General features: G+C 72.1%; 25 protein-coding genes. 11 read left to right on the plus strand and 14 right to left on the minus strand.

What is annotated here, in order from left to right; genetic code table 11:
- Nucleotides 1–7: 7 nt before the first annotated feature.
- Genes M0M48_RS22875 through M0M48_RS22885 form a run of 3 tightly spaced genes read right to left on the minus strand, consistent with a single transcriptional unit; the run spans nucleotide 8 to nucleotide 3,417 of the window.
- Nucleotides 8–832 (minus strand): MlaE family ABC transporter permease, encoded by an 825-nt coding sequence (locus M0M48_RS22875; protein ID WP_257752884.1) that lies wholly within the window; start codon nucleotides 830–832, stop codon nucleotides 8–10.
- Nucleotides 833–838: 6 nt separating this feature from the next.
- Entirely contained in the window at nucleotides 839–1,666 is an 828-nt protein-coding gene (locus M0M48_RS22880) for an MlaE family ABC transporter permease (protein WP_257752885.1), read from the minus strand.
- Nucleotides 1,663–3,417, minus strand: coding sequence for a GMC family oxidoreductase (locus M0M48_RS22885; RefSeq protein WP_257752886.1), 1,755 nt, complete (start codon nucleotides 3,415–3,417; stop codon nucleotides 1,663–1,665). Before M0M48_RS22885 ends, M0M48_RS22880 begins: the two co-directional genes overlap by 4 nt.
- A gap of 326 nt (nucleotides 3,418–3,743) precedes the next feature.
- On the opposite strand from M0M48_RS22885, the gene M0M48_RS22890 reads away from it, so the two are divergent.
- The gene (locus M0M48_RS22890) at nucleotides 3,744–4,979 is read left to right on the plus strand and encodes a PucR family transcriptional regulator (protein WP_215812305.1); all 1,236 of its coding nucleotides are present in this window, start codon (nucleotides 3,744–3,746) and stop codon (nucleotides 4,977–4,979) included.
- Between the two features lie 5 nt (nucleotides 4,980–4,984).
- Here M0M48_RS22890 and M0M48_RS22895 read toward each other — a convergent pair whose 3' ends face one another.
- Together M0M48_RS22895 and M0M48_RS30915 are read right to left on the minus strand one after the other, a co-directional pair.
- Nucleotides 4,985–5,179, minus strand: a complete 195-nt coding sequence (locus M0M48_RS22895) for a ferredoxin (RefSeq protein WP_215812304.1) — start codon at nucleotides 5,177–5,179, stop codon at nucleotides 4,985–4,987.
- Entirely contained in the window at nucleotides 5,179–6,630 is a 1,452-nt protein-coding gene (locus tag M0M48_RS30915) for a fatty acid desaturase (RefSeq protein WP_308220338.1), read from the minus strand. Before M0M48_RS30915 ends, M0M48_RS22895 begins: the two co-directional genes overlap by 1 nt.
- A gap of 156 nt (nucleotides 6,631–6,786) precedes the next feature.
- Between M0M48_RS30915 and M0M48_RS22910 the strand changes: the two genes are divergently transcribed.
- The gene (locus M0M48_RS22910; protein ID WP_257752887.1) at nucleotides 6,787–7,122 is read left to right on the plus strand and encodes a hypothetical protein; all 336 of its coding nucleotides are present in this window, start codon (nucleotides 6,787–6,789) and stop codon (nucleotides 7,120–7,122) included.
- Here the strand turns inward: M0M48_RS22910 and M0M48_RS22915 are convergent.
- From M0M48_RS22915 to M0M48_RS22925, 3 genes are all read right to left on the minus strand, one after another.
- Nucleotides 7,106–7,345: a hypothetical protein gene (locus M0M48_RS22915; protein WP_257752888.1), complete on the minus strand. Its 240-nt coding sequence runs from the start codon at nucleotides 7,343–7,345 to the stop codon at nucleotides 7,106–7,108. The two genes, M0M48_RS22910 and M0M48_RS22915, sit on opposite strands and share 17 nt — an antisense overlap.
- Nucleotides 7,346–7,629: 284 nt before the next feature.
- Nucleotides 7,630–7,929 carry a DUF6881 domain-containing protein gene (locus M0M48_RS22920; RefSeq protein WP_374586315.1) on the minus strand — a complete coding sequence of 100 codons (300 nt, stop codon included), beginning with the start codon at nucleotides 7,927–7,929 and terminating at the stop codon, nucleotides 7,630–7,632.
- Nucleotides 7,920–8,306, minus strand: coding sequence for an HYD1 signature containing ADP-ribosyltransferase family protein (locus M0M48_RS22925; protein WP_257752890.1), 387 nt, complete (start codon nucleotides 8,304–8,306; stop codon nucleotides 7,920–7,922). Before M0M48_RS22925 ends, M0M48_RS22920 begins: the two co-directional genes overlap by 10 nt.
- On the opposite strand from M0M48_RS22925, the gene M0M48_RS22930 reads away from it, so the two are divergent.
- Entirely contained in the window at nucleotides 8,305–9,234 is a 930-nt protein-coding gene (locus M0M48_RS22930) for a hypothetical protein (protein ID WP_257752891.1), read from the plus strand. The two genes, M0M48_RS22925 and M0M48_RS22930, sit on opposite strands and share 2 nt — an antisense overlap.
- A gap of 60 nt (nucleotides 9,235–9,294) precedes the next feature.
- Here M0M48_RS22930 and M0M48_RS22935 read toward each other — a convergent pair whose 3' ends face one another.
- Entirely contained in the window at nucleotides 9,295–11,520 is a 2,226-nt protein-coding gene (locus tag M0M48_RS22935; protein WP_257752892.1) for a HelD family protein, read from the minus strand.
- A gap of 202 nt (nucleotides 11,521–11,722) precedes the next feature.
- On the opposite strand from M0M48_RS22935, the gene M0M48_RS22940 reads away from it, so the two are divergent.
- Nucleotides 11,723–12,301, plus strand: coding sequence for a TetR/AcrR family transcriptional regulator (locus M0M48_RS22940; protein WP_215812296.1), 579 nt, complete (start codon nucleotides 11,723–11,725; stop codon nucleotides 12,299–12,301).
- Nucleotides 12,302–12,322: 21 nt separating this feature from the next.
- On the opposite strand, the gene M0M48_RS22945 is transcribed toward M0M48_RS22940, so the two are convergent.
- Nucleotides 12,323–13,207 (minus strand): TIGR03619 family F420-dependent LLM class oxidoreductase, encoded by an 885-nt coding sequence (locus tag M0M48_RS22945; protein ID WP_215812295.1) that lies wholly within the window; start codon nucleotides 13,205–13,207, stop codon nucleotides 12,323–12,325.
- A 32-nt stretch (nucleotides 13,208–13,239) separates the two neighbouring features.
- Nucleotides 13,240–13,932: an alpha/beta hydrolase gene (locus M0M48_RS22950; protein ID WP_257752893.1), complete on the minus strand. Its 693-nt coding sequence runs from the start codon at nucleotides 13,930–13,932 to the stop codon at nucleotides 13,240–13,242.
- 131 nt (nucleotides 13,933–14,063) lie between these two features.
- Here M0M48_RS22950 and M0M48_RS22955 point away from each other — a divergent pair, with 131 nt between their 5' ends.
- Together M0M48_RS22955 and M0M48_RS22960 are read left to right on the plus strand one after the other, a co-directional pair.
- Complete coding sequence (locus M0M48_RS22955; protein ID WP_257752894.1) at nucleotides 14,064–14,927, plus strand: AraC family transcriptional regulator; 864 nt, start codon at nucleotides 14,064–14,066, stop codon at nucleotides 14,925–14,927.
- Entirely contained in the window at nucleotides 14,924–15,496 is a 573-nt protein-coding gene (locus M0M48_RS22960; protein WP_257752895.1) for a hypothetical protein, read from the plus strand. The genes M0M48_RS22955 and M0M48_RS22960 overlap by 4 nt, the downstream gene beginning before the upstream one ends.
- Nucleotides 15,497–15,503: 7 nt before the next feature.
- On the opposite strand, the gene M0M48_RS22965 is transcribed toward M0M48_RS22960, so the two are convergent.
- The gene (locus M0M48_RS22965) at nucleotides 15,504–16,265 is read right to left on the minus strand and encodes an enoyl-CoA hydratase-related protein (RefSeq protein WP_308220339.1); all 762 of its coding nucleotides are present in this window, start codon (nucleotides 16,263–16,265) and stop codon (nucleotides 15,504–15,506) included.
- A 24-nt stretch (nucleotides 16,266–16,289) separates the two neighbouring features.
- Nucleotides 16,290–17,960 carry a 3-oxosteroid 1-dehydrogenase gene (kstD, locus tag M0M48_RS22970; protein ID WP_257759271.1) on the minus strand — a complete coding sequence of 557 codons (1,671 nt, stop codon included), beginning with the start codon at nucleotides 17,958–17,960 and terminating at the stop codon, nucleotides 16,290–16,292.
- Nucleotides 17,961–18,045: 85 nt separating this feature from the next.
- On the opposite strand from kstD, the gene M0M48_RS22975 reads away from it, so the two are divergent.
- Both M0M48_RS22975 and M0M48_RS22980 read left to right on the plus strand, forming a co-directional pair.
- On the plus strand, nucleotides 18,046–18,606 hold the full coding sequence (locus tag M0M48_RS22975) for a TetR/AcrR family transcriptional regulator (RefSeq protein WP_257752897.1): 561 nt from the start codon (nucleotides 18,046–18,048) through the stop codon (nucleotides 18,604–18,606).
- Nucleotides 18,607–18,691: 85 nt separating this feature from the next.
- On the plus strand, nucleotides 18,692–19,621 hold the full coding sequence (locus M0M48_RS22980; RefSeq protein WP_257752898.1) for a hypothetical protein: 930 nt from the start codon (nucleotides 18,692–18,694) through the stop codon (nucleotides 19,619–19,621).
- On the opposite strand, the gene rimK is transcribed toward M0M48_RS22980, so the two are convergent.
- The gene (gene rimK, locus M0M48_RS22985; protein ID WP_257752899.1) at nucleotides 19,618–20,808 is read right to left on the minus strand and encodes a 30S ribosomal protein S6--L-glutamate ligase; all 1,191 of its coding nucleotides are present in this window, start codon (nucleotides 20,806–20,808) and stop codon (nucleotides 19,618–19,620) included. The two genes, M0M48_RS22980 and rimK, sit on opposite strands and share 4 nt — an antisense overlap.
- 23 nt (nucleotides 20,809–20,831) lie before the next feature.
- On the opposite strand from rimK, the gene M0M48_RS22990 reads away from it, so the two are divergent.
- The 3 genes from M0M48_RS22990 to M0M48_RS23000 all read left to right on the plus strand — a co-directional run bounded on the left by M0M48_RS22990 (nucleotide 20,832) and on the right by M0M48_RS23000 (nucleotide 24,098).
- On the plus strand, nucleotides 20,832–21,326 hold the full coding sequence (locus M0M48_RS22990; protein ID WP_257759272.1) for an ATP-dependent zinc protease family protein: 495 nt from the start codon (nucleotides 20,832–20,834) through the stop codon (nucleotides 21,324–21,326).
- Complete coding sequence (locus M0M48_RS22995) at nucleotides 21,313–22,278, plus strand: succinylglutamate desuccinylase/aspartoacylase family protein (protein WP_215812286.1); 966 nt, start codon at nucleotides 21,313–21,315, stop codon at nucleotides 22,276–22,278. Before M0M48_RS22990 ends, M0M48_RS22995 begins: the two co-directional genes overlap by 14 nt.
- A gap of 269 nt (nucleotides 22,279–22,547) precedes the next feature.
- Nucleotides 22,548–24,098 carry a molybdopterin-dependent oxidoreductase gene (locus M0M48_RS23000; RefSeq protein WP_257752901.1) on the plus strand — a complete coding sequence of 517 codons (1,551 nt, stop codon included), beginning with the start codon at nucleotides 22,548–22,550 and terminating at the stop codon, nucleotides 24,096–24,098.
- Nucleotides 24,099–24,133 lie beyond the last annotated feature (35 nt).

Below are 24,133 nucleotides of genomic sequence, written 5' to 3' on the forward strand. Positions count from 1 at the left end.
GCGTCCCTCACCCCGCGATGTGGACCGACGGACCGCCCCAGACGGCGATCGCGAAGATCAGGTCGATGAACATGGTGCAGATGAGCGCCGAACGCACGGCCTTGCCGACCGCCTTGCCCACGCCCGCGGGCCCTCCCGACGCGCGGAAGCCGTGGTAGCAGCAGATCGAGACGATGACGAGCGCCATCAGCGCGACCTTGATCATCGCCAGGAACAGGTCGCTGGAGATGAGGAAGGTGTCGAAGTAGTGCTGGTAGGTGCCCGGCGCCTGGTCGTACCCGACCGTCACGACCAGGTACGTCGCGAGCCAGCACATCATCAGCGCGATCGCGAAGAGCGGCACGACGGCGACGAGGCCGGCGATGATCCGCGTGGTGACCAGGTAGGGCACCGGCGGGACCGCCATCACCTCGAGCGCGTCGATCTCCTCGCTCACCCGCATGGCGCCGATCTGCGCCGTGAAGCCGGCGCCGACGGTGGCGGTGAGCGCGATGCCCGCGATGATCGGCGCGACCTCGCGGGTGTTGAAGTACGCCGAGAAGAAGCCCGACAGCGTCGAGACGCCGATATTGTCGAACGACGTGTAGGCCTGCAGGCCGACCTCGATGCCCGAGGCGGCGGTGAGGAAGCCGATCACCAGCACGGTGCCGCCGATGAGCGCGAGCGCACCGGACCCGAGGGAGACCTCGGCCAGCAGCCGGACGACCTCCTTGGGGTAGTGCTTGAGCGCGCGCGGCATGTGGGCGTACGCGTTGCCGTGGAAGGTCAGCTGGTCGCCGAGGTTGCGCAGCGACGTCGTGGGCTTCGCCAGGTGGCGGGAGAGCTGGGACATGGGTACTCAGGCTCCGAGCTTGATCTGCAGGAACAGGGCACTGATCACGCTGTTGGCGGCGAAGAGCAGCATGAAGGCGAAGACGACCGTCTGGTTCACGGCTTCACCGACACCCTTCGGCCCGCCCTTGGCGTTGAGCCCGAGGTAGCAGGCGGTGAGGCCGGCGAGCATGCCGAAGACGGCGGCCTTGGCCTCGGAGGCGAGGAAGTCCGGCAGCCCGACCAGCAGCGTCAGGTCGGACAGGTAGAGCCCGGGGGTCGCGCCCTGCAGGACGACGGAGAAGAAGTACCCGCCGACCAGGCCGACGACGGTCACCATGCCGTTGAGCGCGACACCGACGAGCGTCGACGCGATCACCCGCGGTACGACGAGCCGCTCGATCGGGTCGATGCCCAAGGTGACCATCGCGTCGATCTCCTCGCGGATCTTGCGGGAGCCGAGGTCGGCGCAGATCGCCGTCGCTCCGGCGCCTGCGACGACGAGCACGCTCACGATGGGCCCGATCTCGCGGACCACCGCGACGGCGGCGCCGGCGCCGGCGAGGTCGACCGCGCCGATCTGGATGAGCAGCTGGTTGACCTGGAAGATGATGACGACGCAGAACGGGATGGACACCAGCAGCGCCGGGCCGAACGAGACCGTGGTGATGAACCAGGCCTGGGAGATGAACTCGCGGAACTGGAAGCGCCGGGTGAACATCTGCGCGAAGACCTTGCCGACGAAGCTGTAGAAGTCGCCGAACGTGCCGAGCGTCTTCATCAGGAAGGTCGAGCGGAGTGCATCCCGGGCGACCTGGCGGGACTCCTCGGTCAGGCCGGCGGGAGCCGCGGTCACGCGGTCGCCTCGCTCGGCTCGCCCTGGTCGCTCGTGACGACGTAGAGCGGGAGACGCAGCGCAGCCGGTGCGGTCGGGGGCACAGCCGGCCGCACCGGCGCGATCGGGGAGAGCCGCTCGTAGCCGGCTCCGAGCGCGGGCCGCTGGTCGGCCTCGCCCTGGTTGGGCCACACCGCCATCGCGCGCTCGGCCTGCGCGGTGATGGTGAGGCTGGGGTTGACACCGAGGTTCGCGGAGATCGCGGCACCGTCGACGACATGGAGGCCGGGGTGGCCGTAGACCCGGTGGTAGGCGTCGATCACGCCGTTCTCGGCGGAGTCGCCGATCGGGCAGCCGCCCAGGAAGTGCGCGGTCATGGGGATGTTGAAGATCTCGCCGGCGCTGCTGTAGGAGCCGCCGTCGATCTTGTCGCTGATCCGGCGCACGACCTCGTTGCCGACCGGGACCCACGTCGGGTTGGGCTCGCCGTGACCCTGCTTCGAGGTCAGCCGCACCTTGCGTCCGCGCCGCTTCGGGAAGACGGTGATCGAGTTGTCGCTCGTCTGCATGACGAGCGCGATGATCGTGCGCTCGGGCCAGCTGCCGAGACCGGCGTACGTCGAGAGCAGCAGGCCCGGGTGACGCACGGCCTGGCCCAGCCAGCGCAGCCAGCGCGGCACCCGGCCGCCGCCGTCGGTCATCAGCGTGAGCAGCAGGCCCATCAGGCCCGAGCCCTTGCCGTAGCGGACCGGCTCGACGTGGGTGACCTCGTCGGGGTGGATCGACGAGGTGATCGCGACGCCGTGGTGGAAGTCGTGCTGGTCCTTGCTGCGCAGCTTGGTGCTCGACGCGCACAGCGCCTCGGAGTTGGTCCGGGTCAGGTAGCCGAGCCGCTCCGAGAGCCGGGGCAGGTCGCCGGAGCGCCGCATCCCGTGCAGCAGCTCCTGGGTGCCCCAGGTGCCGGCCGCGACCACGACCTGGGCGGCCGCGATGCTCGTCGTACGCCGGGCGGAGCCGCCGGAGCGGTGGGTCACGACGTCGTACCCGCCGCCGGAGCGGGGCTTGATCGCGGCGACCGTGGTGCGCTCGCGGACCTCGGCACCGAGCTTCTCGGCGAGGTAGAGGTAGTTCTTGAGGAGCGTGTTCTTCGCGTTGTGCCGGCACCCGGTCATGCACTCGCCGCACTCCAGGCAGCCGCGGCGCTCGGGCCCGGCGCCACCGAAGTACGGGTCCGGGATCGCCGCGCCCGGCGTACCGAAGCAGACGCCGACCGGCGTCGGGCGGTAGGTGTCCCCCACGCCCATCTCGTCGGCGACCTGCTTCATCACCTCGTCGCTCGGCGTGACGGTCGGGTTCTGGACGACGCCGAGCATCCGGCTGGCCTGGTCGTAGTACGGCGCCAGCTCGGCCTTCCAGTCCGTGATGTGCGCCCACTGCGGGTCGTTGTAGAAGGCGTCGGACTTGGGCTGGTAGAGCGTGTTGGCGTAGACGAGCGAGCCGCCGCCCACACCCGCGCCGGCGAGCACGACGACGTCGCGCAGCAGCCGGATCCGCTGGATGCCGAAGCAGCCCAGGCGCGGCGCGAACAGGAACTTGCGCACGTCCCACGACGTCTTCGCGAACTCGTCGTCCTCGAAGCGCCGGCCGGCCTCGAGCACGCAGACCCGGTAGCCCTTCTCCGCGAGGCGCAGCGCCGTCACCGAGCCGCCGAAGCCGGAGCCGACGACCACCACGTCGTACGCGAAGTCTGCGGCGCGGTCGTCTGCGTGCATGGCGAAGCACCCCCATGAGAACGGCCGAGCCCCTGTGCCGGGCTGACCTGTGAGCGCCCATCTCACTCGGTGACGGGGGTCACGCTCTCGTGGCGGCGGTCCAAAGATGGACTAGGCCTTTGTCCCGGTGCACAAAGACGCAGGTCACGCCCTAGGGGGTGACCTGCGGGTCCGCGTCGTCGCGAGCGTCTCCGGCGGCCGATCTGGCAAGGCGGAGGAGCGAAGGCGGGCCGGAGGCCCGTCGAGTCTCCGACAACGCCGCCGGATCGAGTCGCCGGTGGCGCGCAGCAGGCGCGGATCCGCAGATCACCCCCTAGGGTGACCGGGTGAGCAGCGAGTCGATGCCGTCGGACCTGGCACCCTGGCTGCTGGCGTACGTCGCCGAGCAGGCCCAGCCCGACGAGGTCGAGATCTGGGTCGACCGGGTGACCAACGCGATCCTCACCGAGATGCCCGAGGTCGGGGCGGTCGAGGGGCTGCCCGAGCAGGTCCGGATCACCGTGCGCGAGCACTGGCTCGCGTTCCTCGGCGACTTCGCGCAGCCCGAGCAGCACTTCCACCTCGTCGAGGCCGCGCGCCGGCTCTCGGTCGAGCTGGCCGACCGGCAGCTGCCGCTGGAGATGCTCATCCGGTTCTACCGGGTGGCCCAGCAGGAGGTCTGGGACTACGTCAGCGAGCTGATCAAGGCGCTGCCGCCGGGCGACTTCGACCGAGCCGACCTGCTCATGTACTTCTGGAACCGGGCCGGCGTCTGGCTCGACCAGTCGATCACGGAGTCGATCGCGGCCTACCAGGCCGCGCGCTCGCGGGTCCTGGCCGGAGCAGCGGCCCAGCGCTACGAGTCGGTCCGCTCGATCCTGGCCGGTGAGCTCGGCGACGCTCGCGAGGCCTCGTCCGCCCTCGGCGGCTACCCGATCTCGGTGCACCACACGGCCGTCGTCCTCTCCGTCGGGGACGCCGAGCGCGCCGGGACCCTGGAGCAGCTCGCCACCGAGCTCGCCCGCCGCATCGGCGCCGCCAGTCCCCTCGTCGTCAAGCCCGGCGGCCGCCAGCTCTGGATGTGGCTCGGCACCCGCGACGCCCCCGACCTGACCGCGCTCGCCGCCCTCGCCGCCACCCCCGGCTCGCTGGCCCACGAGAGCGTGGTCGTCGGCGTCGGCTCGGCCACCCCCGGCATCGCCGGCTTCGTCGCCTCGCACCGCGAGGCCCAGGGCGCCCTCCGGGTGACCACCCCCGACACGTCCGGCTGGCTCGCCCTCTACACGGACGTCGAGCTCCCCGTCCTGCTCGGCTGCTCCCCCGAGGTCGACCGCTTCGTCGCCCGCGAGCTCGGGCCGCTCGTCGGCGAGGACGAGAGCACCCAGCGGATCCGGGAGACCCTCACGGCGTACCTCGACAGCGGCGGGAGCGCCGAGGAGGCGGCCCGCGCGCTCGTCGTCCACCGCAACACGATCCGGTACCGGCTCGGGCAGGCCGAGGAGATGCTCGGCCACCCGATCGCCCGGATCAGCCCCCAGCTCGCGGTGGCGCTGCGCCACCACGAGCTGTTCCACCGGGCCTAGCCGCCCTAGCCCTCCAGGGTCAGGGCCAGCACCGGACAGGCCTGGACCGCGGCAAACACGTGCGCCCGGTCGGCCTCGGGCGGCGCCTCGTCCAGGACCTGGACCAGCTCGTCGTCCTCGTCCACCTCGAAGTAGTCGTTGGCCATGGACTCACACATCCCGAGGCCCTCGCACTTGGCCTTGTCGGCGACGATGCGCATCACGCACCGACCTTGTGCCGCGGCTCGACGGCCTTGAAGTCGACCTTCTCGCGCACCCCGCAGTCGGGGCAGCACCAGTCGTCCGGGATGTCCTTCCAGGCCGTGCCGGCGGCGAACCCCTCGAGCTCGTTGCCCTCCGCGACCTCGTAGGTGTACTGGCAGCCGGGGCACTGCGCGGCGAGCACCTCGCCCTCGAACTCGTGGGCACTGGTGTCGGCCTGGACGGCGGCCTCCGCGGCGACGACCTCGGCCGGCACGGGGTACTTGCGCAGCAGCTTCTCGCGCTTGCTCGCCAGCACGTTGGCCTGGCGGATGTCGCCGTCGTAGTGGGCGACGACGCGCTTGTCCATGAGCGCCCGGAACGCCGGCGGGAACAGCGCCACGACGATCATGCCGGTGTAGCCGGTCGGCAGCACGGGAGCGTCCTTGAAGTCGCGCAGCGTCTGGTAGCGACGGGTCGGGTTCGCGTGGTGGTCGCTGTGCCGCTGCAGGTGGTACAGCAGCACGTTGGTCGCGATGTTGTTGGAGTTCCACGAGTGCGCCGGCGTGACCCGCTCGAAGCGCTGCTTGCCCTCCGCACCGACCTTCTGGCGCAGCATCCCGTAGTGCTCCATGTAGTTGACGACCTCGAGCAGCGAGAAGCCGACGACCGCCTGCAGCACGAGGTACGGCAGCAGCCCGAGCGGGTTCACGTCGTACGCCAGGCCGAGCCAGAGCAGGAGCCCGCCCCAGAGCGCCACGGTCATCAGCCACGCGTTGAGGACGTCGTTGCCGAGGTGGAACGGGTGCGTGCTCTTGCGCTGGTAGCGCTTGGCCTCGAGCTCCCACGAGCTCTTCAGCGAGCCGGCGACGGTGCGCGGCCAGAACCGGTAGACGCTCTCCCCCATCCGGCTCGACGCCGGGTCCTCGGGCGTCGCGACCCGGACGTGGTGCCCGCGGTTGTGCTCGATGTAGAAGTGGCCGTAGAACGTCTGCGCCAGCGCGATCTTCGACGCCCAGCGCTCCACCGACTCCCGCTTGTGCCCGAGCTCGTGCGCGGTGTTGATGGCGACGCCACCGACCACACCGATCGAGATCGCCAGGCCTACCTTGGCCGCCACGGTCAGGTCCGCGGTCGCGAGGAACCACATCGCGATGACGAAGCCGACGTACTGGACCGGGAGGTAGAGGTAGGTCACCCACCGGTAGAAGCGGTCGTTCTCCAGCGCCTCGATCACGTCGTCGGGCGGGTTGGTGCTGTCGTACCCGGCGACGAGGTCGATGAGCGGGATCAGCGCGAAGAACATCACCGGCGTCAACCAGAACCACAACGAGCGGTCGGTCGCCTCGAAGAGCGCGATCCCCACGAGCGGCGTGGCCGGGACGACCAGCCCCAGGATCCACAGGTAGCGCTTCTTGTCGCGCCAGGGAACGGTCGTGCCGTCCGTTCCACGCGTTGCGTACTTCGCCATCGGGTGCCTCCTCGGATCGGGCGACGGCTTCGTCGTCGTACCGTCAACGGTCGCAGCGAGGCACCCCACCGCTCTCGGGCCGCCTGCACAACCTTGTGCGGGGGCGTTGGCAGGTTGCACAACGGCCCGCGGGGCCGCCCCCCCTAGGCTCCCGCCATGGCTCGCCAGTACCTCGACGACGCGCGCGGACCCGACGGCGTACGGGTGACGATCGCGATCGAGCCTGGCGGCGCCCGCCTGGAGCGCACCAGCGACCGCCTCGGCGTGCGCGTGCGCGTCCCCCGCTGGATGCGGTGGCTGCGCCCGCACGTCCTCGGGCCGTTCGCCGCACGTCGTACCTGGGTGGTGGACGTGGAGGCGGACTCCGGCTGGCGCGTGCGCCTGCGTCGCCCCGAGCGCCACGACGCCGTCCACCTGGCCAAGAGCCTCTGGCACGAGGTCAACGAGGGCGGCCTGCCCGCCCTGGAGGCAGCCGTCAGCGCAGCAGGCTGAGCAGGCTCAGCAGCACCGGCACCGCGAACGCGAACAGCAGCACCCACGCCACCACCCGGTGCGAGCGCTTGCGGCTGTCGAGCGCCCCCGCCAGCTCGAGCATCGCGCCGTCGGGGACCGACCGGCTCAGGCCCATCCGGCGCGCGTCGTCGGGGATGTGATCGGCCTGGGTCCAGGCGACGGCTCCCCGGTCGTCGGGGCCGTCGTCGTCGCGGCGCTCCATGGCGCGGATCGTACGTCCTATCGGACGGGACCGACAGAGTGCCCAGTCAGTGTCGGCAGCATCGGGGCCGGCGGACCCTCGAAGCCGCACGTCACTCCCGTCTGCGTGGCATGGTCGACCTCCACGGTGCGAGACCAGCATGACCTCTGCAGAGAGTCCCTCATCACATGTCGCCGAGAGCGCGCTCTCGGCGACACCGACTGGGGTCGCCTGACCGACCGAATCACCACATGGCGGGCGCGTTTCAGTTCTGGGTACCTCCGTGGGACCCGCCGTCAACAGGCCTAGGTCAGCTCGAACCATTCCATGGCTTTGCTCCAAACTGCGTCGAACTCTTCCGCAGTGATCTCCTCTGCCAAGAACTGACGGTCATCGTTGATTTCGTCAAGGGACGGCACTCGATCCAGCCCTAGGAACGTCCTTCCGGTTTCAATACCGTTGCCAGCGAGGTCGAGATGACCGTCTGCGTACTCGTCGACTTTTCGAGTCTCCCAGCCGTCACCGTCAATCTCGCTGAACAGCACAACGGGAAACTCCGCGAGGCCGTGTCGCCAATGGACGCGTTGGTACCTCACTAGTTCCACCCTGCACTAACAAGGCGCTTGGTGATGTCCAGCGGCTCCCCAGACTGATTCACGTACACCCCTTCCCGCCCCTTGACAATGCTCAGACCTGAAACGTCGATCTCCAAGAAGTTGGTGAACTTCCGACCCTGAAACGGAATGCCCAGGAAACAGGCCGAAAGCTGAGCACAAGTCTTCGTCCCGGGAAGAATATCGGTGAGATACTGACCATCGCCGTACCGTGCGTCCTTAGGACTGACCTTTTTCAAGGACGGGTTTAGTTTTCCGCTGTCAAGAATTCCTCGCATGCCGGCTTCGTCAGTGTAGTGGAAGAGGCTCAGTCCACCCTTTCCTGCTGCGGGCGCGGTGCGTGCCGCCCTCGCTGCCGTCGCTGCCATGCCTCCACTGACCGCTGCGAGCGCGATGTCGGCAGCGAGCCACGATGAAGCTCCCATCAGCACCGATGCCGAGCTCAACGGTCGGAAGTACGTGGGGCTGGGCGGCTATCAGCTCGAAGCCGGGCCCAACAAGGTCAAGATCAGGTTTCCTGACGCCTCTGCTTCCACTCCGGCGACGGTGAAGCTCGACTATCTTCGTCTGACACAGATCCGGTCCGGCGAGTACTCCTCGCTGCAGGCGGCGTTCAACAACGACGGCATCGTGAGTGAGAGCTGGTTCAACCCGATGGGGCTGGAGCCGGCTCGACCTGCGGTGGGCAGCCAGCCAGCCCAGCCCAACCGAGCTCTCTCCCAGCAAGCTCTCGCCGCCGCCGGGGTCGTGCCTGGCCAGAACCTCACGGCCACGTTCAGTGACAATGCGGGCGCGCCCGCGACGGCGACCTTCGCGATCCCGGCACAGGGCGCCGATGGGCTCGACAACGTCATCGCGGCCGGCCAGGAGATCTCCCTTCCCAATGTCGTCGCGGACCACGTCGACCTGTTGGTCGCGGCGTCGTGCGGCAACGTCAGCCCGGAGCTCTTGCGCCAGTTCGACCTGCGGCAGCTGGCCGAGGGCGGTGGGGAACCATCGGTTCGGAACTACATGGTCCCGTACACGGTTCCCGAGTGGCGCGACCCCTTGACCGCCACCAACGACCCTGCGCCGGCGATCAGTCTCAACCGGTTCGTCAGTGGCGCCACCGCAACGGTCGTCAACGCTCCGGCCGGCCTGTACGTGATCGAGATCGACGTCCTGGCAGGCCTCAAGGGTCGTCCGCTCAAGAGCATCACCCTGCCCAGCACGGGCGCCACGCTCACGACGACGGCGTCCGGTTGTGACCAGCCGCGGCTCCACGTCTTCTCGATCACCACGAGAAGCGATCAGTGACAGCCACGAGATCCTGAGCCCGAGTGCCCCGGCAAGCCAGCCGGGGCACTCGGTCTTTTCTCAGCTGATCGTCGTGAGCAGCTGCGTCGCCCGAGTCAGTACGACGTACAACGTCGCCCGCCCCGTCTGCGACTCGTCCTCGATCTCCTGAGGACGCACCACCACGATGCCGTCGAACTCCAGCCCCTTGGTGTCCAACCCCGTCAGTACGACGACCCGGTCGTCCCCCGAGGGCGTCACCGACGAGTCCACGGCGGCGCGGGCGCCGGCGGCGTCGTCGGCGAGCTCGGGCCAGGAGGCGAGCCAGGCGTTGACCTCGGAGCGCCGGGCCACCGGTACGACGATGCCCACGGTCCCCGAGACGGCCTCGGCGAGCTCGAGGACGGCTGCGCGGGTGGCGGACTCGAGGTCGGCGCCGTCGGCGAGGACCACCTCGCGCGGAGGCACGCCCGTACGGCGGACCGCGTCGGGCAGGTCGGCGTCGAGGCCGACGCGTTCGGCGTAGGCGGCGGCGTGGGCGTAGATCTCGGCCGAGTTGCGGTAGTTGGTCGAGAGGTGGAAGCGGTGGATCTGCTTGCGCTCGAGGGCTTCGCCGCGGGCGGCGTCGGACTCAGCGGGGACGGGCCAGGAGGACTGGGCGGGGTCGCCGACGATGGTCCAGGAGGCGGTGCGGCCGCGGCGGCCGACCATGCGCCACTGCATGGGCGTGAGGTCCTGGGCCTCGTCGATGAGGACGTGGGCGTAGCCGTCGTCCTCGATGCTGCTCACCGGGGGGCGCCAGGCGCGGCCGGCGGGGGCGTACTCGCGCTCCGAGGCGGTCATCAGCTCCTGGATGTCGACGGCGCCCTCGATGAGGGCGAGCGGGTCGTCGCGCTCGTCGTCGGCCTTCTGGGGGACGTCGCCGAGGGCGTAGCGGAGCTCGTCGAGCAGGGGCACGTCCTCGATGGAGATCTGGCCGCTGATCGCGCGGGTGGGGTCGAGGCCGGCCCAGGACTTGGCGAGGAGGCGCTGCTCCTCGGCGCTCAGGATGCCCTCGGAGACCCGGGCGAGGAGCTCGGGGTCGCGCAGCCAGCAGAGCACGGTGGCGGCGTCGAGCGGCGGCCACCAGGACAGCGCGAAGTCGAGGAAGTCCTGGCGGGAGAGCATGTCGTCGTTGAACTTCTCGCGGCCCTGGTCGCGGCCGCGCTCGCCGCGGACCTGGCGCCAGAGCGCGTCGAGCAGGGCGTTGGACACGCGCGGGAGCTGCTTGTTGCGCAGGCCCTGGGACATGAGCTGGCGGCGGACCTGGCCGAGCCGGCCGCGGTCGAGCACGAGCCGGTCGTCGCGCCAGAAGACGCGGTACTCGCGGGGGCTGCCGGGCGCCTGCTGCCGGGCGGTACGACGCATCACCTCGGCCATGCGCGCCGAGCCCTTGACGTCGGCGACGGCGGGCTCGTCGTGGCGGGTGGCGCGCACCTCGTCGACGACCTCGCCGAGGCTGCGCAGGGCGACGGCGGTCTCGCCGAGGGAGGGCAGCACGCGCTCGATGTAGCGCATGAAGACGCCCGAGGGGCCGACGACGAGGACGCCGCCGCGCTCGTAGCGCTGCCGGTCGGTGTAGAGCAGGAAGGCCGCGCGGTGCAGGGCGACGACGGTCTTGCCGGTGCCCGGGCCGCCGGAGATGCTGACGACGCCCTTGGAGGGCGCCCGGATCGCCTTGTCCTGCTCGGCCTGGATGGTCGCGACGATCGAGTGCATCGAGCGGTCGCGGGCGCGGGAGAGCTGGGCCATGAGCGCGCCCTCGCCGATGATCGGGAGCGCGCGGCCGGCCTCCTCGGCGACGGCCATGCCGTCGGCGTCGAGCAGCTCGTCCTCGACCCCGACGACGGAGCGGCCGGCGCTGCGCAGCACCCGGCGGCGCAGCACGTGCTGGGGCTCGGCGGCGGTCGCCTGGTAGAACACCGCGGCGGCGGGCGCGCGCCAGTCGATCAGCAGCGAGTCGTGCTGGTCGTCGCGCAGCCCGATCCGGCCGACGTAGCGGGGCTGGACGTCGACGGCGGCGTCGAGGTCGAGCCGGCCGAACACCAGGCCCTCGTGGGCGGCGTCGAGCTGGGCGATCCGCTTCGCGGCCTGGAAGACCATCGCGTCCCGCTCGACCAGACCACCTTCGTGCCCGAGGTGCGCACGCGAGTGCCCCTCACGGGCGAGCGACTGGGCGGCCTTGCCGGCCTGCTCCAGCTGCCGATAGACCCGGTCGACGAAGGCCTGTTCTTCCGCGACCTCGCGCTCCACCAGCTCGTCTGCCACCGACGTGACCCCTACCGTCCGCACTCGTGTTCTGACCACCACATCCCCGATGCGGCAAGCCACCAACTCTACAGGCCGGGACAGAGCCGTAGCGCGCTGCCAGGTTGTTGGTTGAATATCAGCAAGGCATCGCTGCGTCCTAGGGGGGAACACGATGAGAACGACGCCTGCGGCTCCGCCGCGCAAACCGAACAAAAGAGGGGTGGCAGCTCGCGAGAAGCTGCTCTCCACCGCGCTGGAGATGCTCGGAACCGGGAGACCGGAGACCGTCTCCATCAACATGGTCGCCAAAGAGGCGGGGCTCAGCTGGGGCTCGGTCCAGAACCTCTTCGGCGATTCCGACGGGTTCTGGTCCTCGGTGGTCGAGCTGATCATCGACGCCGGACCCCAGCTGTGGGCCGCGCCGGAGAGCGCCACCGTGCAGGGCCGGGTCGCCGAGGTGGCCCAGCTCTACCGCTCGGTGCTCGCCTCGCCGTACGGCGTCGCGATCGAGACCGTCCGGGCCGGGCTTCCCCGGCCGCTCGACGTCCTCGCCGAGTCGCACCCGCGCACGTCCGCCTCGCTGGCGAGGCTCGACGAGCTGTGGGCCGAGGCCTTCCTGCACTTCTTCGCCACGCTCGACGGTCCACCGGTCGACGCCGACCGCGCCTCGGACGTGGCCGCGCTGCTGCCCAGCGCCCTGCGCGGACTGCGTGCCGACGAGCAGTTCGGTACGACGGTCGACACCGACCGCGCGCACCGGACGCTGGTCACCGCGCTGACGACCTACCTGGAGGGATGAGCCGGGCGGACCCCGGCAGGATCAACCGGCCAGCAGCGCGCGTGTCGGCGCGATGACGTCCGCGCCGAACCGGGCGATGCCGTCGAGCTTCTGCTCCAGCGGCGCGTGCTGCGGGTAGTAGTACATCCACGGCATCGTCAGGCACATCGTGACGCCGCCGCGCGAGGCGCGGGCGAAGTCCTCGGGGAGCAGGGCGTCGGTCAGCGCCGGGGCGACCGCGAACGGCTCCTCGGGATCGCGGCCGGCGGCCCGGCGCATCTCGCGCAGGCGCTCGCCGATCGCGATCGCCTCGTCGACGGTCGCCATGTCGCCGATCCAGCCGTCGTTGCGGGCCGCGCGGCGCAGCGCGACGTCGGACATGCCGCCGACCCAGACCGGGATCGGGCCCGGCGGCTCGGGCTTCATGACGAGGCGCTCGCAGCGGTAGAACTCCCCGGCGAACTCGGTCCAGCCGGGCTCCCAGAGCTCGCGCATGAGGTCGAGCCCCTCGTCGGTACGCCGCCCGCGGGTCGCGAAGTCCTCCTCGAGGAGCTCGAACTCGTCACGGCACCAGCCGACGCCGATGCCGAGCGCGACCCGGCCGCCGGACAGCGCGGCCGCCGTACCGACGGCCTTGGCGACGATGAACGGGTTGCGCATGGCGGCCACGTAGATCGAGGTGAAGAACTGCATCCGCGTGGTCACCTGCGACAGCGCCCCGATCGTCACCCACGGGTCGGGCCAGTCGACGTCGGTCTCCCAGCGCCGCCGCCCGTCCGAGGTGTAGGGGTACGGCGTCTGGATCGTCTCCAGGTCGACCACGTGGTCGGCCAGGCTGAGCGCGCTGATCCCCGCTTCCTCGGCGGCCCGCGCGAGCGGGACCAGCTGGTCGATCGGGTGGTAGGCGGTCACCATCGCGAAGTCCACGCGCGCAGCCTAGGCCAGAACTAGAACAGGTTCTAGAGGGTGACGCTGTGAACCGCCTCCTCGACCAGGTCCGCGATCGCCGCGGGCTGCGAGGCGAGCGAGGCGTGGCTGGCGGCGAGCTCGACGGTGCCGCGGGGCTCCATCCGCGCCGCCATCCGGCGCTGGTTGTCGGGGTGGATCATCCGGTCGTCGGCCGAGACCTGGTACCAGGACGGCTTGTGCCGCCAGGCCGGGTCGGTGACGGTGTCGCCGAACGTGCTGCCCAGCGGCGCCTTCTGGGTGACCCCCATGACCAGGGTCTCCTCGGCCGGCAGGTCCTGGGCGAAGCTCTCGCCGAAGAGCTCCGGCTTGATCCACAGCCGCCCGTCGGAGTCGGGCTCGATGTTGGCGAACGCCGCCGGCGGGTGCTCCTCGCTGATCTGGCCGGCGCTCTCGCCGGCGTCCGGCGCGAACGCCGCGACGTAGACCAGGCCGGCCACGTTGGGCAGGTTGCCGGCCTCGGAGATCACCGCGCCGCCGTAGGAGTGGCCGACCAGGACGACGGGTCCGTCGACCTGGCGGACCAGCTCCCGGGTGCGGGTCGCGTCGTCGGCCAGCGAGGTCAGCGGGAGCTCGACGGCGCGCAGGCCGCGGTGGCCCCGGCGGTCGAGCTCGACGATCACCTTGGCCCAGTGCGCGGCGCCGCCCCAGAAGCCGTGGACGAGGACGATGGTGGGAGTGGACATGGTGGCTCCTCGGTCGTGGTGCGCCGGTCGGCGCTGAAGTAGGGTGCTGCCACGCTAACGAGATGACCGAGCAAGGAACCATGCCCGTGGCGCCTGAAAACATTGCCGTTCCGCTTGACGGGGTCGACGCGTTGACCGACACGCCGGGCGACACGCCGGCCGACGCGTTGTCCGCGGTGCTCGAGATGATCCACCTGCGCGGCGCCGACGTGACCTCGGTCCGCGAGGAGGGCCGGCGCGTCGTACGCCACCCGCGCGGCGACCGGGTGCTGCACCTGGTCGTGACCGGCACCGTCGAGCTGCGCACCGGCGACGGCGCCACGAGCGTCGAGGTCGCCGCCGGCGACCTCGCGCTGATGGCCCGCGGCGGCGCCCACCGGCTCCACCCGGGGCCGGGCGCGCAGTGGCTCAGCGGCCGATTCCTGGTCGACGAGGGCCTGGCCGCGCCGGTGCTCGCGGTGCTGCCGCCCGCCGTCCTCGTCCGCGCCGCCGAGGGCCCCGACTGGCTCCCGCTGTGCGCCCGCCTGCTCGCCGTCGAGGTCGGCGACCCGCGGCCGGGCTCGCACGTGATGGTGTCGCGGATCCTCGACCTGCTCTTCATCCAGGCCCTGCGCGCCTGGTCGGCCCAGCAGAGCGCCGGCGCCGGCGGCAGTGGTTGGCTGGTCGCCGCCCTGGACCACCAGCTCGGGCCCGCCCTGACCGCGATCCACCTCCGGCCCGAGCACCCGTGGACCGTCGACCAGCTCGCCGACCTGGCGATGCTCTCCCGGGCGGCGTTCGCGGCCCGCTTCGGCCGGCTCGTGGGCGAGCCGCCGGGCCGCTACCTCCAGCGGATCCGCCTGGCCCGCGCCGCCGAGCTGCTCACCACGACCACCGACCCGGTCGGCGCGATCGGCCGCGCGGTCGGGTACGCCTCCGAGGCGGCGTTCTCCCGCGCGTTCTCCCGCGAGCACGGGACCGGGCCCCGCGCCTGGCGGAGCGGAGCCGGCCGATGAGTCTCGACCTCACCCCTGCCCTCCCCGACACCGCGGACGGCGGCCGGCTCGGCGGCGCACCCCCGCGGGCCGTCGAGGACCACCCCTGGCTCGCCACGCACCGCTACGTGCTGACGCTGCCGGCCGGATGCGCCCCGTGGGCGGCCGGCCGCGAGGTCTCGGTGCTCCTGCGCGCGGGCTTCGACATCGGCGACGACGACCTGACCTACCCGGCGATGGCGATGCGGGCGCTCGTCCACCCGCCCTCGCCCCGCGGCGACCGGACCGGGCTCGGCTGGCCGGGGCTGCGCTCGACGGCCCTCGTCCCGGCGTCCGGCCCCGCGCCCGCCCTGGTCCGGGTCGCCGACGCGCCCGTGCTCATCCAGGACGAGCCGTCGTACGCCGCCGCGGTCGAGGCCGACGGGCACCGCTTCCTGTTCCAGGTCGACGAGGACGGCTGGCCGGTCGACGGGCCGCTCGAGGACGTCGTCGAGGAGTACCTCTGGGGCTACGGCTCGGTCTACTTCTACGGGACGCCCGGCGACGACGGCCTGGTCGACGAGGTCGTCGCCGGGTTCCTCGACTTCTAGCCCCGGCCTAGCCCTTCTTGCGCGAGAGGAACGCGGTCATCGCCTCGCGCGCCTCGTCGGAGCCGAACAGCCGGGCGCTCAGCTCGACGAGCTCCTCGCCCTTGGCGTCGATGCGCTCGAGCAGCTCGGCACCGAGCAGCTTCTTGGTCTCGCGCAGGCCCTGGGCGGCGCCGGTCGCGATCTGGCCGACGACCTCGTCGACCTGGGCCTGGAGCGTCGCGGCCGGGACGGCGTACGTCGCGAGGCCGTAGTCGCGCGCCTCGGCACCGGTGAACACCTCGCCGCCGAGGGCGGTGAGCGCCGCGCCGCGCGGGGTCATCCGCGGGAAGACGGTGAGCGAGATGACCGCCGGGGTCAGGCCGAGCTTGACCTCGGTGAGCGCGAAGGTGGCGTCGTCGGCGACGACCACGATGTCGGAGGCGGCCACGATGCCGATGCCGCCGGCGCGGGCCGCGCCCTCGACCACGGTGACGACGGGCTTGGACAGCGCGACGATCTGGCGCTGCAGGCCGACGATCGCGCGGGCGCCCTCGTGCATCGGGACGGTCGCGGCCTCGGAGAGGTCCGCGCCCGAGCAGAACACCCGGCCCGAGGAGCGCAGCACGACGACGCGTACGTCGTCCGCCGCGTCGGCGGTGCCGAGGTGGGCGATCAGCTCGGTGACGAGCTGGCGGGAGAGCGCGTTGCGGTTGTAGGGCGAGTCCAGGGTGATGGTCGCGACGCCGTCGGCGACCTCGAGGTGGACCAGCTCCGCGGGTGCGTCAGTCATGCGGCTCATCCTGCCCCACGCCGTTCAGGCCCGATCGGGCGTCTCGACGCAGTCGAGCGCGGCCAGGTAGCCGAACACGAGGGCCGGGCCGATGGTCGCGCCGGGGCCGGCGTACGTGTGGCCCATGACGGCGGCGCTGGTGTTGCCCGCGGCATAGAGACCCGGGACCGGCGTCCCGTCGGCGCGCAGCGCGCGGGCCCGCGGATCGGTCCGGATGCCGCCCTTGGTGCCGAGGTCCGCGGGCACCATCCGGGCGGCGTAGAACGGCGCCTTCACGAGTGCGCCGAGGCTCGGGTTGGGCTTGTTCGTCAGGTCGCCGTAGTAGTGGTCGTACGCCGATTCCCCGCGGTGGTGGTCCGCGTCGACCCCGTCGCGCGCGAAGGCGTTGAACCGCGCGACGGTCGCGGCCAGCCCCGCGGCGGGGACCCCGATCTCGGCGGCGAGCTCGTCCAGCGACGCCGCCTTCGTGATCGCGCCGCCGGCCAGCCACGACTTCGGCAGCGGCCGCCCCGGCTGGACGCCGGCGAACAGGTAGCGGTCTCGGTAGGTCTGGTCGAAGACCAGCCAGCACGGCAGGTTCTCGGCGGCATCGGCCGGCCCGGCGCCGCGGCCGTGGGTGCCGCCGAACATGCGGTGGGTCGCCTCGACGTACGGCAGCGACTCGTTCATGAACCGCTCGCCGTGCCGGTTGACGATGATCCCGCCGGGCAGCGAGCGCTCGGACAGCGCGAACCACGGCCCCTTGGGCAGCGGGATCGACGGCGCCCACCAGGCGTCGTCCATCAGGTCGGTGGCGGCGCCCGCGACCTGGGCCGCCCGGATCCCGTCGCCGGTGTTGGTCGCGACGCCGAGCGAGAGCTCCGGCCCGGCCGGCTCCCGCTGATGGGTACGACGCAGCTCGGCGTCGTGGTCGAAGCCGCCGCAGGCGAGGACCACTCCGCGCCGCGCCCGCACCACGGACCCGGCTCCGGTCCGGACGCCGACGACCCGGCCGTCCTCCTCGACGAGCCCGGTCATCGGCGTCCCGAGCCGGACCGGGATACCGAGCTCACGCACGCCCACCATGAGCGAGGCGACGAGCGCGCTGCCCAGGCCGACGAGCCGGCGCCGGCGCAGCCGCGCCCACGCGAAGCGCAGCCCGATCCGGGCCATGTGGAGCGGGCCGCGCCAGTGCCGGCGCCCGGTGCTGAGCCAGCGGTAGTCGGACTGCAGGACGACGACGTTGAGCGGCGTCTTCGTGTAGAACGGCTCCATCGTGGCCAGGTCGTCGCCGATCCGGCGCGCGTCGAAGGGCCGCGGCTCGGCCGAGCGCCCGGCGGCGCGACCACCCGGCGCCTCGGGGAAGTAGTCGGCGTACCCGCGCACCCAGGCCAGGTCGAGCGCGGAGTGCTCGGCCAGGTAGCCCATCGCCTCGGCACCGCGGTCGACGAAGGTGTCGATGCGGTCCGGGTCGACCTCGTCGACGATCGCGTGCAGGTAGCGCCGGGCCTCGTCGAGGTCGCCGGCCGGGACGTGGGCGCGGACCGCCGGGTTGCCCGGCACCCAGACCCCGCCGCCCGAGCGGGCCGTCGTCCCGCCCCAGCGCTCGGACTTCTCCAGCACGACCACGCGCAGGCCGTGCCCGGCGGCGGTGATCGCGGCGGCCAGCCCGGCCGCACCGGAGCCCACCACCACGACGTCGAAGGTCTCGTCCACAGCACCTCTCCTCTTTGGGAGTTGATTGCAAGTTGGGAGTTTCTATCAACTTGCGAGCCGCTCCGCAACCTGCGAGCCTGCCCGCATGCCTTCGCTGCGCGCCCGCAACCGCGCCCGGGTGCGCCACGAGATCCAGGACGCGGCCTGGCGGCTGTTCGCCGAGCAGGGCTTCGCCGCGGTGACCACGCAGCAGATCGCGACCGCCGCGGGCGTCTCGACGAGCACCTACTTCCGGCACGTCGCGAGCAAGGAGGACCTGCTCCTGCAGCCGCTGCTCGCCAGCAGCGCCGACATCCTCGCGGCGTACGCCGCCCGGCCGGCCGACGAGCCCGTCGCCCGCGGCCTCGCCGCGGCCATCCGCGGCCGGACCGCCGAGGCCGCCGACACCGACCTGCGCCGCTGGCGCGCGGCGATGCTCACCGCCCCCGAGCTCGGCTCCCGGGTGACCCTGATCGCCGACGCCGACCGGGGCGAGCTGGTCCGCCTGGCCGCCGACCGCCACGGCTCGGGCCTGGTCGTGCACCTGGTCCTCGCCGCCGCGGAGTACGCCTACAGCCGCTGGATCGACCCCTCCGCCGGGGAGCAGTCGCTCGTCGCCCTCATCGACGCCGCGCTCGACGAGACGCTCGCCGGTGACTGGCGCTAGGGGGCGGCTCGCACGTCGGCGTCCGGGCCGCGCCCTAGAGGTCCGTACTCATGCGCTCGCCGCTCCCGAGGAGCACGGTGAGACGGTGAAGCCGCCCCTCGTGCTGTCCCTGCTGACCTGCGCCCTGCTGCCCCTCGTCGCGGCGTGCGCCAACCCGAGCCACGCGAGCGAGGCCGACAGCCTCCGCGAGCGGCTGGCCGAGCTGCCCGGCGTGGCGTCGGCCGACCTCGACTACACCGAGCCGATCACGCTCGACTCGGGCAAGCTGGCGCTCACCGTCGCGCTGGAGCCCGAGGCCGAGGCGTCGGCGGTCGTCGAGGTGGTTGCCACGACGTACGCCGCCTTCGCGGGCACCCACCACGCCGAGGAGGGCGACCTCGACATCAGCTGGCGCGACGACGTGGTGCACCTGCGCAGCTTCGAGCCGGAGGCCGACCTGGACGACGTCCGGGCCGCGGCGCAGCGGGCGGTCCCCGTCCTGGAGCGCGAGTCCACCCGGGTCGACCTCGAGACCCAGGACGTCGACGCCGCGCCCCACGTGCGCACCCTGATGACGGTGACGACCGCGCCCGGGGTCGACGCGCTGCTGGCCGCGCTGCCCGGCCTGGAGAAGCGCTACGGCGACCTGCCGCAGACCGACTGGACCGTCCAGGCCGACCCCGAGGGCTCCTGGACGCTGCACTCCTCCGGCGGCCTGCCCGGCACGGACCAGCTGACCCTGTTCCACCGGCTGCGCGCCGGTCTCCCCCAGGGCGCCTCGATCTGGCTCGGCGACGACGACTGGGCCAGCGTCGCCCTCCCCGCCGGTACGTCGCCCGACGCCACCGCGGCCGTCGCCGAGCGGCACCTCGGCATCCTCGGCGGGCCGGGCACGGCGTCGTACGACGTGCAGGTGGGGGACGAGCTCGCGCTGTCGATCATCGACGGCGAGTGCTCGTTCGGCACCGGCCCGATCGGCGCCCTGCTCGACGGCGTCTACGCCGACGGGTGCCGTACGGTCGCGCCGTCGGCCTAGGCCTCGGGGATCGGCTGCTTCGGCAGCTTCTTGACCCGCGCCCGGCGCCGCGGCCGAGCCGGGATCATCGAGCGCATCTCCTCGAGCTTGCCGAAGCAGAGCAGCCGGTCCTCGGCCTGGAGCACGTGCCGGTCGAACGGGTTCGGGATCACGGTGGTGCCGCGGTGCAGGGTCAGCACGGTCATGTCGCGCTCGCGGATCCCGGACTCGCCGAGGGTCTTGCCGACGAGGTCCGCGTCGCCGTGCACGACGATCTCGGCGACGCCGTACCCGGTCGAGACGCTGAGCCGCTCGCGCACGTCGATCTGGGGGAAGGCGACCTGGTTGTCGATGTAGTCGATGATCGCGCCCGCCACGTCGAGCTTGGTGGCGCTCTCGATGCCCTCGAGGCCTGGGGAGGAGTTGACCTCCATCACCAGCGGCCCGTCGTTGGCCTCGAGCATGTCGACACCGGCGACCTTGAGACCCATGATCTGGGCGGCCCGGACGGCGATCTGCTCGTACTCCGGGTCGAGGTCGACCCGCTCGACGCTGCCGCCGCGGTGGACGTTGGAGCGGAACTCGTCGCCCTGGGCGACCCGCCGCATCGCCGCGACCACGCGGTCGCCCACGACGAGCGCCCGGACGTCGCGGCCCTTGGACTCCTTGACGAAGCGCTGGATGAGCACCTGCTGCTTGGTGCTCTGGAGGGTCTCGATGATCGCCTCGGCGACCTTGATGCTCGGCGCCAGGATGACGCCGATGCCCTGGGTGCCCTCGAGCAGCTTGATCACGACCGGTGCCCCGCCCACCCGCTCGATCGCGGGGATCACGTCGGCGCGGTCGCGCACGAACGTCGTCGCCGGCATGCCGATGCCGTGCCGGGACAGGATCTGCGTCGCGCGCAGCTTGTCGCGCGAGTTCGCGATGCCGTTGGCGGTGTTGGGCGTGTAGACGTCCATCTGCTCGAACTGCCGCACGACCGCCGTACCGAAGTAGGTGATCGAGTTGCCGATGCGTGGCAGCACCGCGTCGTAGTCCGAGAGCTGCTTGCCCCGGAACTGCAGGTCGGGCTCGTCACCGGACAGGTCGATGGAGAACCGGAGCGTGTTGAGCACCTTCACCTGGTGCCCCCGGTCGAGGGCGGCCGTGCGAAGGCGCTGGGTGCTGTAGGACCGCGGAGCGCGGGAGAGGATCGCGAGCTTCATTCCCGACCTGATTGGATTGCGGTGTGGTCAGGCCCCATCTAATCAGTTCCCCGGTCACGGCCGGGTGGCGCGAGTGGGTGCGCCTGCCCGGGCTCGGCGTGGGACCGGTCAAGGCCAAGCTCGACACCGGCGCCCGTACGTCGGCCCTGCACGCCTTCGACCTCGAGGAGCTGACCCGCGACGGCGCCGACTGGGTGCGGTTCTCCGTCCACCCCTGGCAGCGCTCGGCCGAGGACGCCGTCCTCGTCGAGTGCCCGGTCCACGACCGCCGGCTGGTGCGCAGCTCCACCGGGCACACCCAGGAGCGGATCGTCGTCCTGACCGACATCGAGCTGCTCGGCCACACCATCACCACCGAGATGACCCTCACCCGCCGCGACGCGATGGGCTTCCGGATGCTCGTCGGCCGCGAGGCCCTGCGCCAGGGCTTCCTCGTCGACGCCCGCCGCTCGTACGTCGGCGGCCGCCCGCCCCGCAAGGTACGCCGCAAGAACCGAGGCCGTGATGGCACTGCGTGAGTCCTTCGCGATCGGCAACGTCCGCGTCCGCGCCGGCTCGACCAAGGAGGTCGAGCTCCCCATCACCCGCCTGGTCACCGGCGGCGACGTCAGCCTCCCCGTCCGCGTCGTCCACGGCCGCGAACCCGGCCCGACCGTCTGGGTCAACGCCGCCATCCACGGCGACGAGGTGCTCGGCGTCGAGGTGATCCGCCAGGCGCTCGCCACCCTCGCGGCGCGCACCTTCCGCGGCACGCTGGTCGCCGTACCGGTGGTGAACGTGCTCGGCTTCATGACCGGCGAGCGCAACCTCCCCGACCGCCGCGACCTCAACCGCTCCTTCCCCGGCTCGGCCCGCGGCTCGCTGGCCAGCCGCATCGCCCACCTGTTCATGACCGAGGTCGTCGCCAAGAGCGACGTCGGCATCGACCTCCACACCGCCGCCGACCGCCGCAGCAACCTCCCCCAGATCCGCGCCGACCTCGACGACCCCCGCACCCGCCAGCTCGCCGAGGCCTTCGGTGCCCCCGTCATGCTCCACGCCCGCCTCCGCGACGGCTCCCTGCGCCAGGCCGCCCGCGACCGAGGCGCCACCGTCCTGCTGTACGAGGCCGGCGAGGCCCTGCGCTTCGAGGAGGAGCCGATCGCGGTCGGCGTGGCCGGCGTACGCCGGGTGCTGGCGGCCCTCGACATGATCGACCTCTCCCCCGGCGAGGAGGACGGCCGTACCGCCCCCGTCGAGTCCCGCTCGAGCGCCTGGGTCCGCGCCCGCGGCACCGGCATCCTGCACCTCGAGGTCCACCTCGGCGAACGCGTCGAGGAGGGCCAGCGCCTCGGCGGCCTCTCCGACACCTTCGGCCGCCGCGTCCGGCTGGTGCACGCCGACCGCTCCGGCATCATCATCGGCCTGACCCGGGCACCGATCGTCAACGCAGGCGACGCGCTCGTCCACATCGCCTCCCCGGTGGAGTAGCCCGGCCCGCCCAAGCCCGCCGCACAGCGGCGGCAAGGCGGCGAGGCGGAGGTGGCGGCCGCACAGCGGCGGCGCGGGCGGAGCCCGTGCCGTTGTCGCGCCCGTCAGCGCGGCCGCCGCCGCAACCCCGCTCACCACCCAAGCAAGCCAGCAACCTCGACGCAGCAACCCAACGACTTCGCGCCAGAAACCCCGCAACCTCGACCCAGCAACCCCGCGACTTCGGCGGCAGGACCATCCGAACCCACGGTCCGCACCGAACCCCTGCCATGCCCCTCCCCCGTCCCCGCCGCCCGAGGCTCCCGAAGCATCCCCAGTGGCCCGGGTACGGCGTCCTGGCGACCCTCGTCGGCATCGGCCTGGCTCACCTCGTCGCCGCACTCACCCACCCCGCGTCGTCGCCGGTCCTGGCGGTCGGGTCGGCGGTGATCGACCTGACGCCGACGCCGCTCAAGGAGTGGGCGATCCGGCAGTTCGGGACCGCCGACAAGGTGGTGCTGGTCGGGTCGGTGCTGGTGGGGGTGCTGGTGCTGGCGGCCATTGCGGGGGTGCTGGCCCGGCGCCGGCTCGCGGTCGGGGCGGGGGTGCTGGTCGTGCTGGTCGGGGTGGCGGTCGTGGCGGTGCTGTCGCGGCCGGAGGCGGGGGCGCTCGACCTGCTGCCCTCCCTGGTGGCGGCGGTGACCGGGCCGGTGGCGCTCGCGCTGCTCGCCCGGGCCGACCGGGCCGCGCGGGAGGGGCGGCGGGCGGGACGGGGTGCGGAGGGACGGCGGGCGCTGCTGCTGACCGCCGGGGTGCTGGGCGTGCTCGCGCTGGCCGGGGGTGTGGCGGGGCGGTTCGTGTCCTCGCTGCGGCTGCGGCCCGAGGACGTGACGCTCCCCCGGCCGGCTGATCCGGCGCCGCCGCTGCCGCGCGGGCTGGACGACCAGGTCCCCGGCATCACCCCGTTCCGTACGCCGACCGGCGACTTCTACCGCGTCGACACCCGGCTGGACGTGCCCGTCGTGGGCACCGACGACTGGACGCTCACCATCGACGGTGATGTCGACCGGAAGGTGACGATGCGCTTCGACGAGCTGCTGGCGATGCCGATGATCGAGCGCGACATCACGCTGACCTGCGTCTCCAACAGCGTCGGCGGCCCGTACGTCGGCGCGGCGCGCTGGCTCGGCGTACCGCTGCGCGACGTGCTCGACCGGGCCGGCATCGGCAGCACGAAGGCCGACCAGATCCTGTCCACCGACGTCGACGGGATGACGATCAGCACCCCGCTCGACCTCGCCCTCGACGGCCGGGACGCGATCTTGGCGGTCGGCATGAACGGCAAGGCGCTGCCCCGCGAGCACGGGTTCCCCGTGCGGATGGTGATCCCCGGCCTCTACGGCTTCATCAGCGCCACCAAGTGGATCACCCGGCTGACCCTGACGACGTACGCCGAGCGCGACGCCTACTGGACCGAGCGCGGCTGGGCGACCGACGCCCCCATCAAGATCTCCGCCCGGATCGACACCCCGCGCGCCCTCGCCGCGCTGGACCCCGGCGACGTCGTCATCGGCGGCGTCGCGTGGGCCCAGGAGCGCGGCGGCGTGGCCGGCGTCCAGGTCCGGATCGACGGCGGGGGCTGGGTCGACGCCCAGCTCGGGCCGAGCGGCGGGGACGACTACTGGCGCCAGTGGTTCTACCGCTGGAAGGCGGAATCCGGCTCGCACCGGATCGCCGCCCGCGCCCGCTCCGGCGACGGCGAGCCGCAGACCGCGGTCCGCGCCGAGCCCTTCCCCGACGGTGCGAGCGGGCTCCACGAGCTCATCGTCCAGGTCGGCTGAAAACCACCGGAAAAAACACCCATCCGGTCGCCCCA

It is taken from the genome of Pimelobacter simplex, from assembly GCF_024662235.1.
Taxonomy (GTDB): domain Bacteria; phylum Actinomycetota; class Actinomycetes; order Propionibacteriales; family Nocardioidaceae; genus Nocardioides.

What these genes read in the sequence shown, in the direction of transcription:
- M0M48_RS22875 (WP_257752884.1), bottom strand. Translation starts at nt 832, where the DNA reads ATGTCCCAGCTCTCCCGCCACCTGGCGAAGCCCACGACGTCGCTGCGC.
- M0M48_RS22885 (WP_257752886.1), bottom strand. Translation starts at nt 3,417, where the DNA reads ATGCACGCAGACGACCGCGCCGCAGACTTCGCGTACGACGTGGTGGTC.
- M0M48_RS22895 (WP_215812304.1), bottom strand. Translation starts at nt 5,179, where the DNA reads ATGCGCATCGTCGCCGACAAGGCCAAGTGCGAGGGCCTCGGGATGTGT.
- M0M48_RS30915 (WP_308220338.1), bottom strand. Translation starts at nt 6,630, where the DNA reads ATGGCGAAGTACGCAACGCGTGGAACGGACGGCACGACCGTTCCCTGG.
- M0M48_RS22910 (WP_257752887.1), top strand. Translation starts at nt 6,787, where the DNA reads ATGGCTCGCCAGTACCTCGACGACGCGCGCGGACCCGACGGCGTACGG.
- M0M48_RS22915 (WP_257752888.1), bottom strand. Translation starts at nt 7,345, where the DNA reads ATGGAGCGCCGCGACGACGACGGCCCCGACGACCGGGGAGCCGTCGCC.
- M0M48_RS22930 (WP_257752891.1), top strand. Translation starts at nt 8,305, where the DNA reads ATGCCTCCACTGACCGCTGCGAGCGCGATGTCGGCAGCGAGCCACGAT.
- M0M48_RS22925 (WP_257752890.1), bottom strand. Translation starts at nt 8,306, where the DNA reads ATGGCAGCGACGGCAGCGAGGGCGGCACGCACCGCGCCCGCAGCAGGA.
- M0M48_RS22950 (WP_257752893.1), bottom strand. Translation starts at nt 13,932, where the DNA reads ATGTCCACTCCCACCATCGTCCTCGTCCACGGCTTCTGGGGCGGCGCC.
- M0M48_RS22960 (WP_257752895.1), top strand. Translation starts at nt 14,924, where the DNA reads ATGAGTCTCGACCTCACCCCTGCCCTCCCCGACACCGCGGACGGCGGC.
- M0M48_RS22965 (WP_308220339.1), bottom strand. Translation starts at nt 16,265, where the DNA reads ATGACTGACGCACCCGCGGAGCTGGTCCACCTCGAGGTCGCCGACGGC.
- M0M48_RS22975 (WP_257752897.1), top strand. Translation starts at nt 18,046, where the DNA reads ATGCCTTCGCTGCGCGCCCGCAACCGCGCCCGGGTGCGCCACGAGATC.
- rimK (WP_257752899.1), bottom strand. Translation starts at nt 20,808, where the DNA reads ATGAAGCTCGCGATCCTCTCCCGCGCTCCGCGGTCCTACAGCACCCAG.
- M0M48_RS22995 (WP_215812286.1), top strand. Translation starts at nt 21,313, where the DNA reads ATGGCACTGCGTGAGTCCTTCGCGATCGGCAACGTCCGCGTCCGCGCC.
- M0M48_RS23000 (WP_257752901.1), top strand. Translation starts at nt 22,548, where the DNA reads ATGCCCCTCCCCCGTCCCCGCCGCCCGAGGCTCCCGAAGCATCCCCAG.